This window comes from Kitasatospora sp. NPDC057595, assembly GCF_042800875.1.
GTDB lineage: Bacteria > Actinomycetota > Actinomycetes > Streptomycetales > Streptomycetaceae > Kitasatospora.
The window spans coordinates 34,731-49,210 of the sequence record NZ_JBHVGL010000013.1 but is presented as its reverse complement, the minus strand read 5'-3'; the positions used below and the strand labels follow the sequence as shown (position 1 = coordinate 49,210).

Sequence of the window (14,480 nt, the reverse complement as noted above, 5' to 3'; positions counted from 1 at the left end):
CCCTTTACGCGCGGCTGCCGAGACCGGCCAGCACCCGCAGGGCGAGCGCGGCGGCGTCCTCGGTGGCGCCCGCCGGGACGTCCGGGGCCAGTCCGGTGCCCTCCGGGGAGCGGCCGGCCGGGGTGAAGTAGCGGCCGACGGTCAGTTCCAGCACCGCGCCGTCGGCGAGCCGGCTGGGCTGCTGGACGGTGCCCTTGCCGAAGGTGCGCCCGCCCACCACCACGGCCCGGCCGCGGTCCTGCAGGGCGCCGGTGAGCAGTTCGGCGGCGCTCATCGTGCCGCCGTCGACCAGCACCACCAGCGGGGTGTGCTGGTCGCCGCCGGGCGGGGCGGCCAGCTCCCGGGTGCCGCCGCGGTCCTGGTACGAGCCGACCGGGCCGCCGTCCAGGAACACCCCGGCGGTGTCGGCGGCCTCGTCGACCAGCCCGCCGGAGTTGCCGCGCAGGTCGAGCACCACGCCGGCCCGCGCGCCGCGCACGGCGGCGCGCACCTGCTCGGCCACGCCGGAGGTGAAGGCGCGCACGGCGATCCGCACCACGCCGCCCGCCAGGTGCTCGACGGTCACCTGCTGGCTGTCCAGCAGCGCCCGGCGCAGCCGGACCTCGCGCTCCTCGCCGTCGTCGCGCCGCACGGCCAGGACGACCTCCGAGCCGGGCTGCCGCTCGGCGCCCTCGCGTCCGCGCAGCCGGGCGACCACCTCGGTGACCGGCAGCCGGTCGGCCTCGTCCTCGCCGATCCGCAGCAGCCGGTCGCCGACCGCGATCCCGGCGGCGGCCGCCGGCCCCGCCGCGCGCACCTGGGAGACGGTGGTGACGCCGTCCTCGCCGCGGCCCACGGACAGCCCCACGCCCAGGTAGCGGCCGTCCAGGCCCTGGCTGAACTCGGCGTACTCCTGGGCGCTGTAGTACGCGCCCCAGCGGTCGCCGGTGGCCCCGATCAGGCGCTCGGCCTGCTGCTCGGAGAGGTCGGCGCCGGCCGGGTCCTGGCCGGCGCCGACGGTCGCGGCGGCGGCCTGCGCGGTGTCGGCGGACGGCGGACGCGCCGTCGTACCCGGTTCGCCCCAGGCGCCGGTGGCGGCCCCGGCCAGCAGGACCACGCCGAACACCAGGCTGAGGGTGGCCACCTGACGCGCCGCGCGGGGAGTGACTGGCATGGTCCGGAGTCTAGGACCTCACGGAAACGCCCCGGCCCGCGAAGCGGCGCCGACGGAACGCCGACGGCCCCGGACGGCGCAGTGCCGTCCGGGGCCGTTCGGGACCGTTCGAGGCCGTTCGAGGCCGTCCGGGCCGTCGGGGCCTAGACCTTGAGGTACTTGCGGAGGGTGAAGAAGGCCGCGATGCCGGCCATGCCCATACCCACCACGACCAGCAGCGGTATCACCGCCAGCACCGAGGAGAGCCCGATGAAGTGGATGAACTGCACCCGCTCGGCGAGCCAGTTCTGCACGAAGAAGTGACCGCCGAGCAGCAGCCCGGAGGCCATCACCGCGCCGAGCAGCGCGGAGAACGCCGCCTCCGCGATGAACGGCATCTGCACGTAGAAGTTCGAGGCACCGACCAGGCGCATGATGCCGGTCTCGCGCCGCCTGCTGTACGCCGACACCCGGACGGTGTTGACGATCAGCAGCAGGGCGACGAAGAGCATCAGCACCATGATGACGAAGGCCGCCGTCTGGAGGCCGTTCAGCAGGCCGAAGAGGTTCTCCAGGATCTTCCGCTGGTCCTCGACCGACTTGACGCCGGGTTTGCCGGCGAAGGCACTCTGGATGACGTCGTACTTGGTCGGGTCCTTGAGCTTGACCCGCCAGGACTGCGGGATGGCCTCCGGGCCGAGGACGGAGATGAGCGGGTTGTCCGGGTTCATCTCCTTCCAGTGCTTGTACGCCTCGGCGGAGTTCTCGAAGGTCGAGGTCTGGACCACCGAGTCCATCTTGTCCAGCTGGGTCTTGATGTCGGCGATCTGCTGGTCGGTGGCCGCGCCCTTGTCGCACTGGGGCGAGTTCCGGGCGTCGGCCTTGGTGCAGAAGTAGATGCTCACCTCGACCTTGTCGTACCAGTACCCCTTCATCGAGTTGACCTGGTCGCGGACCAGGAGGGAGGCACCGGCGAGGGCGAGGGAGAGCGCGACGCTGACGACGACCGCGATGGTCATCGTCAGGTTGCGGCGGAGACCCACACCGATCTCCGACAGGACGAACTGGGCGCGCATGCGTTCAACAACTCCAGGGTCGGTACTGCTGGTCGGGCGAGGCGGGCGGGCGGCCCACGGGGTCAGCGCCGAAAGGTCAGTGCTGGTACCCGTAGACGCCGCGGGCCTGGTCGCGGACCAGCAGCCCCTTGTCGAGTTCGATGACGCGCTTGCGCATCTGGTCGACGATGGCCTGGTCGTGGGTGGCCATCAGCACGGTGGTGCCGGTGCGGTTGATCCGGTCGAGCAGCTTCATGATGCCGACCGAGTTCTGCGGGTCGAGGTTGCCGGTGGGCTCGTCCGCGATCAGCAGCATCGGGCGGTTGACGAACGCCCGGGCGATCGCCACGCGCTGCTGCTCACCACCGGACAGCTCGCCCGGCATGCGGTCCTCCTTGCCGCCGAGGCCGACCAGGTCGAGCACCTCGGGCACCACCTTGTTGATGGCGCTCTTCGGCTTGCCGATGACCTCCAGCGCGAACGCGACGTTCTGCGCGACCGTCTTGTTGGGCAGCAGGCGGAAGTCCTGGAAGACGGTGCCCAGCTGGCGGCGCATGTGCGGCACCTTCCAGTTGGACAGCTTGCCCAGGTCCTTGCCCAGCACGTGCACCTCACCGCTGCTGGGGCGCTCCTCGCGCAGGCACAGGCGCAGGAAGGTGGACTTGCCCGAGCCGGACGAGCCGACCAGGAAGACGAACTCACCCTTCTCGATCTCCAGCGAGACGTTGTCCAGGGCGGGACGGTTCTGCTTGGGATAGGTCTTGGAGACGTTGTCGAATCTGATCACGGCTGCATCACGGAGGCCATCCTAGGCGGCGCCAGTCCTGGGTCGGTCCGCCCCTCGGCATGCCCGGCCCGGGGCGGGCGAGGGGAGCGGTACGGCCGCTCCCGGCTTGGGACCATACGCGAACGGGCGCCCGGCCCGCAGGTTCGGACCGCGACGGCGCCACGGGAGTGGGGGAGAATGACCGGATATGCCCCGAAAATTGGGAGCCATCTCACAGCCCGGGGGCCGGAACGCCGGGAACCTGGCACAGTGGAGGGTGCGGTCGGGCCCGACCGCTCCGCCGCACAGGGCACGACAAGGAACCAAGGCCCGGTCCGGTGCGTTTGCAGTAGCAGCGAGGAGGAGATCGCATGACCTGCGACCATCTGGTGTGCGCCCACTGCAACGGCCGCGTCAGCGAGGGCCGCTGCCCCGCGTGCCGTGCCACCCGGGCCCGGCTGCAGGAGCAGCAGGGTCCGTTCGCCGCGCTCACGCCCGCGATGCTGCTGGCCGTACTGGCCGGACTGCTCGCGGTGGCGCTGATCGCGCGGCAGGCGCTGGCCTGAGAGACGAGAGCGAAGGCCCCCGACCGGTGAATCGGTCGGGGGCCTTCGCTCGTTCTGTCGTACAGGGATACCGGGGCTACCCCGCGTGACCGCTCACCGCGCGGCGGTCTCGCGCCGCTTGCGCCGGCGGACGCCGGCCTCGATGCTGTGCTCCATGTTCATCGAGGCCGCCCTCCTCACGCCTGGCTCGCGGTTTCCCGCTGCTTCCTCCACCGGATGCCGGCCTCGATGAAGCCGTCGATGTCGCCGTCCAGCACGCCCTGCGGGTTGCCGACCTCGAACTCGGTGCGGACGTCCTTGACCATCTGGTACGGGTGCAGCACGTAGGAGCGCATCTGGTTGCCCCAGGAGCTGCCGCTGTCCTTGAGCGCGTCCATCGCCGCGCGCTCCTCCTGGCGGCGCCGCTCCAGCAGCTTGGCCTGGAGGACGTTCATCGCGGACGCCTTGTTCTGGATCTGCGAGCGCTCGTTCTGGCAGGAGACCACCACGCCGGTCGGGATGTGCGTGATGCGCACCGCCGAGTCGGTGGTGTTGACGCCCTGGCCGCCGGGGCCGGAGGCGCGGTAGACGTCGATGCGCAGCTCCGACTCGTCGATGTCGACGTGGTCGGACTGCTCGACGACCGGGAGCACCTCGACACCGGCGAACGAGGTCTGCCGGCGGCCCTGGTTGTCGAACGGGGAGATGCGGACCAGGCGGTGCGTGCCCTGCTCGACCGAGAGGGTGCCGTAGGCGTACGGGGCCTTGACGGTGAAGGTCGCGGACTTGATGCCGGCCTCCTCCGCGTACGAGGTGTCGTACACCTCGGTGGGGTACCCGTGCCGCTCGGCCCAGCGCAGGTACATGCGCATCAGCTGCTCGGCGAAGTCGGCGGCGTCCACGCCACCGGCCTCGGCGCGGATGTTGATCAGCGCCTCGCGGGCGTCGTACTCGCCCGACAGGAGGGTGCGGACCTCCAGCTCCTCGACCGCCTTGGCGACGGCCGCCAGCTCGGCCTCGGCCTCGGCGCGGGTGTCCGCGTCGTCCTCGGCCTCGGCCAGCTCGAACAGGACGCCCAGGTCGTCGATGCGGCCGCGGAGGCCCTCGACCCTGCGCAGTTCGCCCTGGAGGAAGGAGAGCCTGCTGGTCACCTTCTGCGCGTTCGCCAGGTCGTCCCACAGGTCGGGGGCGGCTGCCTCCTCCTCCAGACGCGCGATGTCGGCCCGGATCTTGTCCAGGTCGAGGACGGCCTCGATCGACCCCATGGTCGTTTCGAGGTTCTTGAGCTCTTCGGAAGGATCGACGGCTGCCACGCCCCCAGGGTAATGGTTCCCGGGAGGCTTCTGACGACCGCGGGTGCGTCCGGCCCGCCCATGACCCGTCCACGACCGGCCGATGACCCGTCCACGACCGACTCGGCGGGCCCCGGGCGGCCCCTGGAAACCGCCCCCGCTACGGGGCCCGCGGCGCCGTGGAGGCGGTGGCCGGACGCGGCCCGGGGCCGGCGTCCGGGGCGGTGGCGGCGAAGGCGGTCCAGGCCGCGGCCGCGCCGGCCAGCAGCAGCACCACCGCGACCAGCACCGCCAGCACCCGGCGACGGCGCAGCAGCGCCTGGCGGTCCCGGCGGTGGGCCGCCCCCGGGGCGGTCCGCTGGGCCCGCGACTCGGCCGCGTAGGAGGCCAGCTCGTTCGCCGAGGGGCGGCGCAGGCTGGTGTGGGTGTCCCGGGTGGAGTCCGGGGCGACACCGGGCACCAGCGGGACGGCCGGGCCGCGGCGGCGCTTGTGGGTGCCGGGGGCGGCGTCCACCTCGGCGTACACCGCCTCGCCCGGGGTCAGCTGCTCCTCGACGGGCGCCCGGCCCTGCTGCGGGACGGCCAGCACCGGCAGCCCGGCCAGGGCCGGCAGCTGCTCGCGCAGCCGGGCGGCCAGCTCGGCGGCGCGCAGCCGGGAGGCCGGGGCCTTGGCCAGGCACTCGGCGATGATCCGCCACAGGCCGTCGGGCAGCCCGGGGATCGGCGGCACCTGCTCGGTGACGTGCCGGCGCAGCACCGCGCCGGTGTGGCCGCCGCCGAACGGGGTGAAGCCGGCCAGCAGCTCGTACAGCACGGTGGCGAGGGCGTAGATGTCGACGGCGGCGCGCGGCTCCAGGCCCTCGATGATCTCGGGGGCGAGGTAGTCGGGGGTGCCGATGATCCGGGTGGCCCGGGTGCGGCGCGGGGCGTCGACCAGCCGGGCCACGCCGAAGTCGGTCAGCTTGGCGCGCGGGGCGCCGCCCGGGCCGGGGGCGGCGGTGAGGTCGAGCAGCACGTTCTCCGGCTTGACGTCCCGGTGCACGATGCCGGCCGCGTGCGCGGCGGCTAGGCCGTCGGCGACGTCCGCGATCACCGAGGCGGCGATCTGCGGGGGCAGCGCGCCGTCGCGCTCCAGCCGGGAGCGCAGGTCGGTGCCCTGGACCAGCTCCATCACCAGGGCGAGGTCGCTGCCGTCCACGACCATGTCGCGCACGCCGACCACCCGGGGGTGGTCGAGGCTCGTCAGCGCGGCGCGCTCCTGGACGAAGCGCCCGACCAGCACCTGGTCGGCGGCCAGGTCCTCGCGCAGCAGCTTGACCGCGACCGGACCGTCCGGACCCTCGCCGAGCCAGACCGTCCCGGCCGAGCCGCGGCCGATCACCTGGTGGACGGTGTAGCGGCTGCCGATCTTGCGTGCCAATGCTGCTCCGTGGGCGGCGGGAGCGCTCCGGGAGGCTCCGGAGCGCTCGGTGGGGCGGGACAACAGCGACCAACCTACGCGCCCGAACGCCCTCCGCGGGCCGCCTGAGGGCGCTCGACGGGTACCGGGCGGCGGGAATTCTCGTGGATTGTCGACAAAGCGTCAATCCTGCCGAGCGGGGCGACGACGGACGCCCCCGGCATCCGTCGCGTCAGTTCTTCGTGCTGCCGAACAGCTCCGTCACCCAGTCCTTCGCGGTGGAGAACCAGTCCTGGACGTTGGCCCAGTAGTCCGGCAGCGGGGTGAAGTTCCACAGCGCCAGCACGGCCACCGCCAGTACCAGCAGCACCATGAGACAGCCCTTCAGGCAGCCCAGGCCCGGGATGTACATCCGGTTGCGGCTGCGCGGACGCGGCTCGCGGCGCGGAGCCTCCCGGGGTGCCTCGCGCGGCGGCTCGGCGCGGCGCTGCGGGGACTCGCGGTGCTGCGGCGCGGGCGGCTCGGCCCGGCGCGGCGGGGCGGCCGGGGCCGCCTGCCGGGGGGCCGGGTGCTGCGGGACGGGCGCGGGCGCGGGCCGGTGGCCGCCGGGCGGGGCGGCCGGGGGCTGCTGCTGCGCCCGCTGCGGGCGGCCGTACGGCGGGGCCGGCTGCGGGGGCTGGTTGTAGCCGCCGGGCGGCTGCGGGCGTCCACCGGCCTGGCCGGGTCCGCCACCGTGGCCGCCCTGGCCGCCCGGGCCGGACTGGTAGGGCGGCGGGGCGACCGGCGGACGCTGGGCGTAGCCGGGCGGCGGGGCCTGCCGGTAGCCGCCCGGGGGCTGCTGCCCCGGCTGCTGGTAGCCCTGCGGAGCGCCCTGGGGCGGACGGCCGCCCGCCTGGTAGGGCGGCGGGGCGACCGGCGGTTCCTCGAAGTCCTCGGGCCCGTAGTACGCGATCTCGGTCTGCTGGTTGCGGTCCCGGGCCGCCCGGAGCTGGGTCTGCCACGGGTGCGGGGCCTCGGGCTGCGGCGGGCCGGACGGGGGCGGCGGCGGTACGGCGGCGGGCGGCATCACCCGGGTCGCGGCCGCCGGGTCGAACGGGGGCGGCTGGGTGCCCATCACCCGGGTCGCCGCCGCCGGGTCGTACTGGCCCGGCTGACCGGGCTGCTGGCCGGCCGGGAGCACCTGGGTGCGGTCCTCGGCGCCGAACGGCGCGTCCGCCGACAGCCCGGGCACGCCCACCGGCCCGCCCGGCACCGCGGCCGGCTGCGGGTCCGGCACCAGCAGCGCGCCGACGGCCAGCGCCGCGTCCACCGCCGCCGGGGAGGCGTGCACGCCCACCCCGGCCGCGACCACCCGCAGGGCGCCCGCCAGCGACACCGCGCTCGGCCGCTGCGCCGGGTCCTTGCGCAGGCAGCGCTCGATCACCGTCCAGAGCGGCTCCGGCATGGTGGACGGCCGCTGCGGCTCCTGGGCGAGGTGCGCCTGCAGGATCGCCAGCGGGTTGTCGCCCTGGAACGGCTGGCGGCCGGTGACCAGCTCGTACAGCATGATCCCGGCGCCGTAGACGTCCACCGCGGAGGTCTGCGGCCGGCCCTCGGCGGACTCCGGCGCGACGTACGCGGGGGTGCCGACGAACTCGTGGCTGCGGGTGATCCCCGGGGAGTCGGCGAGCCGGGCGATGCCGAAGTCGGTCAGCATCGGGTGCATCTGCTCGGTGCCGTCGACGACGGCGGTGGCGAGCAGCACGTTGGCCGGCTTGAGATCGCGGTGCACGACGCCGTCGACGTGGCTGGCGGCCAGCGCGTCGGCGACCTGGGCCATCAGCAGCGCGCCGGCGATCGGGCTGAACGGGCCGTTGCCGCGCAGGTAGCGGGCCAGGTCCGGGCCGTCCACCAGGTCCATCACCAGGGCCAACAGCTCGCCCTCGACGACCAGGTCGCGGACCTTGACGATGTTCGGGTGGGTCAGCCGCAGCAGCACCGAGCGCTCCCGCAGGAAGCGCATCACCACGTCCGGGTCGGCGGCGAGCTCCTCGCGCAGGATCTTGATCGCCACCAGCTGCCCGGGCGCGCTGCCGGGAACCTCGACGTCGGCGCGGACCCGGCCGCGCCACACGGTGCCGGTGGCGCCCCGTCCGAGGGGGTTCTCCTCCAGCAGATACTTGCTGCCGACTGGCCGCACCTGTCGCACTCCTCGTCGTGCCGCCCGCGCGGGGCGCTCCTCCGCCGGTGCGGTGAGCCTGCCGGGCCCGTGTATTCGGGCCACTCTAACGGGGTCCGTCGACGTTTTCGGGGCGACCGGCAGGGGCTTTCGCCCGGGTTGGGGGACATCCCCTACGGGAAGACCCGGAGCGTTCGCGGACGGTTCCGCGGGAGCCTCGGGGTCTGCCCTTACGGGCGCCGGTTGACCTGATTCCCCGTCGCCTCCACCATGGCGATGATCGCAAGATCGTCAAATCCGGTACGGTGCGCGGACTGTCCGTGACGGATGGCAGGATGACACTCGCCACTCCTGTGGCCCAAGCGGTGTCGCGGCCACCCTCCGCACCCCGCGGCGGCCCCGGACAACGGCACAAGGCGTCACACCAGCAGAAGGGACCGCGGGCGAGATGCAGATCCGGCTGACCGTCCTCCGACCGCGCAGCGGCCCGGCAGCCGCCGGCTCCGCCATCCCCTACGTGGACGTGCTGGTCACCGCCCCCGTCGGCACCGCGCTCGGCTCCCTGGCGGGTGCCCTCGCCGGCGCCGTGGGCGTGCGCGGACCACGGGCCGCGACCCATGTGCACCTCTACGCCGGGGCGCACCGGGTCGACGAGCACACGCTGCTCGGCCACCCACCGCTGCTCGACGGCGCCGTGCTCTCGCTCAACGAGCCCGACCCGACGGCCGACGACCCCGACGACACCCCGGCCGCCGCCGAGCTGCGCGTCGTCGGCGGCCCCGACGCCGGCGGCGTGCACCGCCTGCACGGCCGGGAGATCCGGGTCGGCCGCTCCGGCGAGGCCGACGTACCGGTCGACGACCCCGACGTCTCCCGGCTCCACCTCGCCCTGCACCTCGCCGACGACGGCACGGTGACCGTCCGCGACCTCGGCTCCACCAACGGCACCACGGTCGACGGCCGGATCGTCCCGCCCGGCCCGCCCGAGGAGGCCGTCCCGCTGGACGGCACCGGCCTGCTGCGGATCGGCGAGACCACGCTGCGGATCGTCGCCCCGGACCCCCGCGACGGCTCCGGCGCACCCGCCCGCGCGGCGCTGCCCGACGGCCACGGCCACCTCCAGCTCGCCGCCCCCGCCCCGGTCCGTCCCGCCCCGCCCGCCGAGGAACCGCCGGCCGCCCCCGAGCCGCCCGCCGGGCGCGGGCGCGGCCTGCTCTCGCTGCGCCTCGGCCGCTCCGCCGCCGAACCGCCCGAGGAGAGCGCCGAGCGCCACCACGCCGCCGTCCGTACCCGGCAGGCCGCCGCCCAGCGCGAACGCTGGCCCGACCTCGCCACCCTGCTGCTCAACGCCCTCGGCCCGGGCCCCCGGCTCTGGGAGCGCGGCCCCGGCCACCCCGACGCGCTCACCCTGCGGCTCGGCACCGCCGACCGGCCCGGCGGCCCCGGCACGTCCCCCGGCACCGTGCTGCCCGCCGTCCCGGTCACCGTCGACCTGCAGACCGCCGGCAGCCTCGGCCTCAGCGGCCCGCGCGAGCGCCTCGACGCGCTCACCCGCGCCGTCGTCGCCCAGCTCGCCGCCCTGCACCCGCCGACCGGGCTCAGCCTGGTGGTGGTCGACGCCGACCCGCTCCGCACCCCGCAGGACCGCGCCGACACCTGGGCCTGGGCCCTGTGGCTGCCCCACCTGCGCCCCACCGAGGGCCAGGACTGCCGGCTGCTGCTCGGCCTCGACGACGAGCAGGCCACCGCCCGGCTCACCGAGCTCACCGCCCGGCTCAGCGGCCCGGTCGGGCTCGGCGGCCACCCCGCCACCGTCGTCGTGGTCGACGGCCGCCCCGGCACCGAGTCCGCCCGGCTCGCGCTCGACCTACTGCTGCGCCAGGGCCCGGCGGTCGGGATCTTCCCGGTCTGCCTCGCCGAACAGCCCGAACTGCTGCCGCGCGGCCTCGGCGCCACCGCGCTGATCACCGGCGAGGTCGGCACCCAGCTCTCGATCGACCGCCCGGGCCCGGTCGCCCGCGGCCGGGAGACCCTGCACGAGGTGTCGCTGGACGCCGTCTCGGACGCCTGGGCCGAGCGGCTCGCCCGGGTCCTCGCCCCGCTGCGCGAGGCCACCCCGGCCAACCGCGGACCGCTGCCGGACGCGCTGCGCCTGCTCGACCTGCTCCAGCTGGACACCGTCACCCCGGCCAAGCTCTCCGCCCGCTGGGCCGCCCACGCCGGCGGCATCGGCGCCGCCACCGCGCTGCTCGGCACCACCCGCGACGAGCTGTGCGTCCTCGACCTCGCCGACCCCGAACTCACCCTGCCGTCCCCCGACCCGGGCGGGCCGCACCTGCTGATCGGCGGCGCGCGCGGCTCCGGAAAGACCGAGCTGCTGCGCACCCTGGTCGCCTCGCTGGCCGCCTCCGAGCGGCCCGAACGCCTCGCCGTCACCATCGTCGAGGGGCGGGCCGCCGAGGACGGGCTCGCCGGGTGCAGCGAACTGCCGCACGTCACCGGCCGGGTCAACGCCGCCACCGACCCGCGGGCCGCGCTGCTCGCCGCCGAGGCGCTGGAGGACGAGCTGACGCTGCGCGAGCGGCTGTTCGACGGGCTGGACTTCGCCTCCTGGCACGCCGCCCGGATCCTCGACGGGGAGGCCGTCCCGGTCCCCGCCGTGGTCGGCGCCCCGACCGCCCCGGCTGCCCCGGCCACGCCCCGCGTCATCCACCCGCGCAGCCCCGAGTCCCCCGCCGCCCCGGTGGCCGCACCCGCCGCCGGGCCGTGCCCGCCCCGGCTCGTCGTCGTGGTCGACGACTACGACGCCCTGCTCTCCCCCACCTCCCCGGCCGGCCGCCCCCTCGCCCGCGCCCTCGCCGCCGTCGCCCGCCGTGGCGGCCCGCTCGGCATCCACCTCGCCGTCACCACCGGGCGCCCCGACGAGACCACCGGCACCGAGGTCGACGACGCCGCCCTGCTGCGGATCGCCCTGCGCACCGACGACCCGGCCGACTCCGACCTCCTCATCCACCTCGGCGACGCCGCCGCCCTCCCCGACACCACCCCCGGCCGCGGCTACCTCCGCCTACCCGACGGTGGCGTCACCGCCTTCCAGGCCGCCCGCATCAGCGGCCGCATCCCCCGCACCGCCACCCTGCGCCCCACCGTCGTCGCCATAGACCCCCACGCCCTCGGCGCCCCACCCGCCCGCCGCCCCGTCCGCGAACTCGGCAACGGCCCCACCGACCTCGCCCTCCTCGCCAGCGCCCTCCAACGCGCCGCCGCCCGCTGACGCGTCGGGGGCGGTTCCTCTCCGGGCGACCGCAGGGACATCGGGGAGAAGCCATCGACCGGCCCGCCGCGACCACGGCGGGGGCGGAGGCAGTCGAGGAGGGGATCAGCACCGGCGGGCCCGCGTCCACGGACCCGGGCCCGCCGGGAAAGAACCTGCGGTGGTCGTCACCGGTCGTGGTGGGGCAGGACGGCGGTCAGCCGGTCCTCCAGGAGTTCGGCTTCCTCGTGGTCGTGGGCGAGCACGACGTATTCGAGAGTCCCGGCGGAGGCCGTGGCGTCGGAGGCGATGACGATGCCACGCCGGCGCCGTGGATCCCAGGCGAGTCCGCGCTCCCCCAGGGCCGGCAGCAGCCGGTCGAGCGCGGGCGCCCGGACGTTGACCCTGCTGACCAGGACATGGCTGTCCGTCCAGCGCGGGCCCACCAGGGTCTCGGCGATGTGGTGCAGATGGGTGCTGGCGCCCATCCGCGCGTTGACCTCGTTGAACCACACGTCCCCGGCCTGGTCGATCACGGCGTCGATGCTGGCCGGGCCGCGATAGCCGAGGTCCCGGACGAGGCGGGCCAGCCGCAGGGCCTCGGCGGTGAACCGCTCCCAGGCCGGCCCCGGCACGCTCCCGGGCGGCAGTACGAGTCCGGCGAAGACCGGCGGGTGCCGGTCGATGCGGAGGCGTCCCCCGTTGAGGACGACGGGCTCGCCGCGCTCCGGGCAGTCCACCTCGACGTACACGGACGTGCAGCCGGGGTGGAACACCTCCAGGACGACCTCTCCCAGCGGGGCGTGGGTGGCGGTCAGTCCGGTCTCCTCGAGGACCTGACCGTGGTCGGCCGCGTCATCGAGGACGATGGTGCGCAGGGCCCCGGTGCCCTCCAGGCCCGGCTCGGTGGTGATCACGGTGTTGCCGTGGCCGCCGACCGCGCGGTCGCGTTTGAGGATGACGGACTTGTGCGTGGCGAGGAGCCGGCGCAGGGTGCGGACCAGGTCCTCGCTGGTGCGGCACGCGATGCCGTCCGGAACGGCGAACCCGGCCCCCGCCGCCAGGGCACGGAAGACGACCTTGCTGTTGAGGAGTTCCGCGCCGCCTTCCGCCATGAACCGCGACCCGGTGACGAGACCCAGTTCCTGTGCGAGGATCTCGGCGCCCCGGTCGTGGATGTAGGGGCGGAACTCCCAGTCGGGGGTCACCAGTTCGCGCAGACGGCCCAGGACGTGCGCCGAGTGCAGCACCCCCTGGGTGAGGATGTCCGCGTCCGGCGCGACCACGTGGACGCGGTCCGGGCGGATGCCGGTGTGCCGCGCGACGTGTGCGAGGAAGGCGCCGGGGACGGGCCCCGGCAGGACGAGGGCGTCCCCGTCCCGCGCCAGCCACACCAGGCGCTTCGTCCCGAACAGGTGGTCGTCGATGTCGTCCCGTGTGAGCAGGTCCATGCGGTCGACCATGTGCTCGGTCCAGGCGTTGTGGAGCCAGAGGCGCGGCATCAGGACCCGGCCTTCCCGCCGGCGGCGTCCAGGTACCAGACCCGCAGGAACCCGTCGTCATCGACGTGGGCGGTGTCGGGCAGCCGCCAGCCGGGCACCCAGGCCGCCCGCTCCGCGTACCGGTAGCCGGTCCGGATCAGGAGGCGGTCGTTCTCGTCGCGGCCGATGATCGAGCCCTCGTACAGCGGCACCTTGCCCACGTCCGTCATCAGGGTGAAGTGCGGGCGCACGCGGCCGGACACCAGGCCCGAGGCGCCCAGTCGGCGGTGCAGTTCGAGGCCCTCCGCGACGGACGTGCGGTGGTGGTTCATGCCGCGGATCGGGACGCAGTGGAACAGGTAGTGCGCCTCGATGTCCATGGAGCGCAGCTCGTCGAAGAGTTCGACGAGGGTGTCGAGGGTGTCGTTGAGTCCTCGCAGCAGCACCGTCTGGTCGTAGAGGCGTGCGCCGGTTTCCCGGAGTGCCGCGTACGCGTCCCTGACCTCGGGAAACAGCTCGCCCTTGTGGTTGATGTGGGTGGCGATCTCGATCCGGAACGCCGAGCGGCGCCGTAACGCACGCCGCATGCGCGCGTCGACCCGGCGCGGGTCCTGGAGCGGCACCCGGGTGGCGATGCGCACGGTCTCGACCTGGGGCGCGTGCTCCTCCAGCGCGTCCAGCAGCCATTCGATCCGGTCGACCAGGACCAGCGGGTCGCCGCCGGTGACGAGCACCTCACGGACGTCCCGGTTCTCCGGGGCCGTACCGCAGTAGCGGGCGATCAGTTCCAGGTCCTCGCGGGAGAGCGTCAAGGTGTCGTACTGCCCGCGGATGCACCAGCGGCAGTGCGCGGCACAGATCGTGGTGGGTTCGACCAACAGCGTCCGCCGGTACAGCTTCTCGACGCCGCGCAGCCGGCGCCCCTCGAAGACGGGGTGCATCTCGGACTCGTAATGACGTGCGACCTCGAAGGTGCGCCCGGCCGTCTCCGCCGGATCGATGACGTACTGCAGATCGAGGAAGGGGAGCGGTTCACCGGCCTCCTCGCGCTTCCTGCGCAGGTACGGGGAGATCTTCTCGGCGAAGACGCCGTTCTTGGCTCCGGCCATAGCGGTACGACCGTTCCTTCCAGGGTCGCCTGGGCAGGAGGAGTGACCAGGCAGGTGAGACCGCCGCCTCGGGCTGCGGGGAGGAACGCCCCGATGACGCGCAGGTACCAAGGGACCGGGTGCGGTGGGGGCAGTCGCCTCCGCACCGGGACAGGTGGGTCCGGTACGAACGAGTCAACAGCAGGACTGCGGTACGTGCCATCCGCCAGGGGCGTTCGAGTGACCGGGCGACCCCGGCCCGGACAGGGCTGCCGCCGGACCGGGCCCGGAGTCCCCCGACCCCCGGGCCC

The 14,480-nt window shown here is 74.7% G+C and carries 10 protein-coding genes; 2 read left to right on the top strand and 8 right to left on the bottom strand.

Annotated elements, in window-relative coordinates:
• Window positions 1–4: 4 nt before the first annotated feature.
• The 3 genes from ACFU9E_RS20400 to ftsE all read right to left on the bottom strand — a co-directional run bounded on the left by ACFU9E_RS20400 (window position 5) and on the right by ftsE (window position 2,974).
• Window positions 5–1,153: a S41 family peptidase gene (locus tag ACFU9E_RS20400; protein ID WP_380715229.1), complete on the bottom strand. Its 1,149-nt coding sequence runs from the start codon at window positions 1,151–1,153 to the stop codon at window positions 5–7.
• A gap of 143 nt (window positions 1,154–1,296) precedes the next feature.
• A complete protein-coding gene (ftsX, locus tag ACFU9E_RS20395; protein WP_355372904.1) occupies window positions 1,297–2,208 on the bottom strand; it encodes a permease-like cell division protein FtsX in 912 nt (303 codons plus the stop codon).
• A 76-nt stretch (window positions 2,209–2,284) separates the two neighbouring features.
• Window positions 2,285–2,974, bottom strand: coding sequence for a cell division ATP-binding protein FtsE (ftsE, locus tag ACFU9E_RS20390; RefSeq protein ID WP_350544679.1), 690 nt, complete (start codon window positions 2,972–2,974; stop codon window positions 2,285–2,287).
• 350 nt (window positions 2,975–3,324) lie between these two features.
• On the opposite strand from ftsE, the gene ACFU9E_RS20385 reads away from it, so the two are divergent.
• Complete coding sequence (locus ACFU9E_RS20385; RefSeq protein ID WP_355372902.1) at window positions 3,325–3,519, top strand: hypothetical protein; 195 nt, start codon at window positions 3,325–3,327, stop codon at window positions 3,517–3,519.
• Between the two features lie 176 nt (window positions 3,520–3,695).
• Here ACFU9E_RS20385 and prfB read toward each other — a convergent pair whose 3' ends face one another.
• The 3 genes from prfB to ACFU9E_RS20370 form a co-directional block, all read right to left on the bottom strand.
• Window positions 3,696–4,811 carry a peptide chain release factor 2 gene (gene prfB, locus ACFU9E_RS20380; protein ID WP_380688300.1) on the bottom strand — a complete coding sequence of 372 codons (1,116 nt, stop codon included), beginning with the start codon at window positions 4,809–4,811 and terminating at the stop codon, window positions 3,696–3,698.
• Between the two features lie 139 nt (window positions 4,812–4,950).
• Complete coding sequence (locus tag ACFU9E_RS20375; protein ID WP_380688298.1) at window positions 4,951–6,210, bottom strand: serine/threonine-protein kinase; 1,260 nt, start codon at window positions 6,208–6,210, stop codon at window positions 4,951–4,953.
• A gap of 211 nt (window positions 6,211–6,421) precedes the next feature.
• Window positions 6,422–8,368, bottom strand: a complete 1,947-nt coding sequence (locus ACFU9E_RS20370) for a protein kinase (RefSeq protein WP_380715227.1) — start codon at window positions 8,366–8,368, stop codon at window positions 6,422–6,424.
• 427 nt (window positions 8,369–8,795) lie between these two features.
• Here ACFU9E_RS20370 and ACFU9E_RS20365 point away from each other — a divergent pair, with 427 nt between their 5' ends.
• The gene (locus ACFU9E_RS20365) at window positions 8,796–11,621 is read left to right on the top strand and encodes an FtsK/SpoIIIE domain-containing protein (RefSeq protein ID WP_380688585.1); all 2,826 of its coding nucleotides are present in this window, start codon (window positions 8,796–8,798) and stop codon (window positions 11,619–11,621) included.
• Between the two features lie 167 nt (window positions 11,622–11,788).
• Here ACFU9E_RS20365 and ACFU9E_RS20360 read toward each other — a convergent pair whose 3' ends face one another.
• Together ACFU9E_RS20360 and ACFU9E_RS20355 are read right to left on the bottom strand one after the other, a co-directional pair.
• Window positions 11,789–13,102 (bottom strand): peptide ligase PGM1-related protein, encoded by a 1,314-nt coding sequence (locus ACFU9E_RS20360; protein ID WP_380686758.1) that lies wholly within the window; start codon window positions 13,100–13,102, stop codon window positions 11,789–11,791.
• The gene (locus ACFU9E_RS20355; RefSeq protein ID WP_380686756.1) at window positions 13,102–14,190 is read right to left on the bottom strand and encodes a radical SAM protein; all 1,089 of its coding nucleotides are present in this window, start codon (window positions 14,188–14,190) and stop codon (window positions 13,102–13,104) included. The genes ACFU9E_RS20360 and ACFU9E_RS20355 overlap by 1 nt, the downstream gene beginning before the upstream one ends.
• Window positions 14,191–14,480 lie beyond the last annotated feature (290 nt).

Bases quoted from the DNA above. Each gene is read 5' to 3' on its own strand.
- ACFU9E_RS20355 (WP_380686756.1), bottom strand. From the start codon at position 14,190: ATGGCCGGAGCCAAGAACGGCGTCTTCGCCGAGAAGATCTCCCCGTAC.
- ACFU9E_RS20400 (WP_380715229.1), bottom strand. From the start codon at position 1,153: ATGCCAGTCACTCCCCGCGCGGCGCGTCAGGTGGCCACCCTCAGCCTG.
- ACFU9E_RS20360 (WP_380686758.1), bottom strand. From the start codon at position 13,102: ATGCCGCGCCTCTGGCTCCACAACGCCTGGACCGAGCACATGGTCGAC.
- ACFU9E_RS20365 (WP_380688585.1), top strand. From the start codon at position 8,796: ATGCAGATCCGGCTGACCGTCCTCCGACCGCGCAGCGGCCCGGCAGCC.
- ACFU9E_RS20385 (WP_355372902.1), top strand. From the start codon at position 3,325: ATGACCTGCGACCATCTGGTGTGCGCCCACTGCAACGGCCGCGTCAGC.
- ftsX (WP_355372904.1), bottom strand. From the start codon at position 2,208: ATGCGCGCCCAGTTCGTCCTGTCGGAGATCGGTGTGGGTCTCCGCCGC.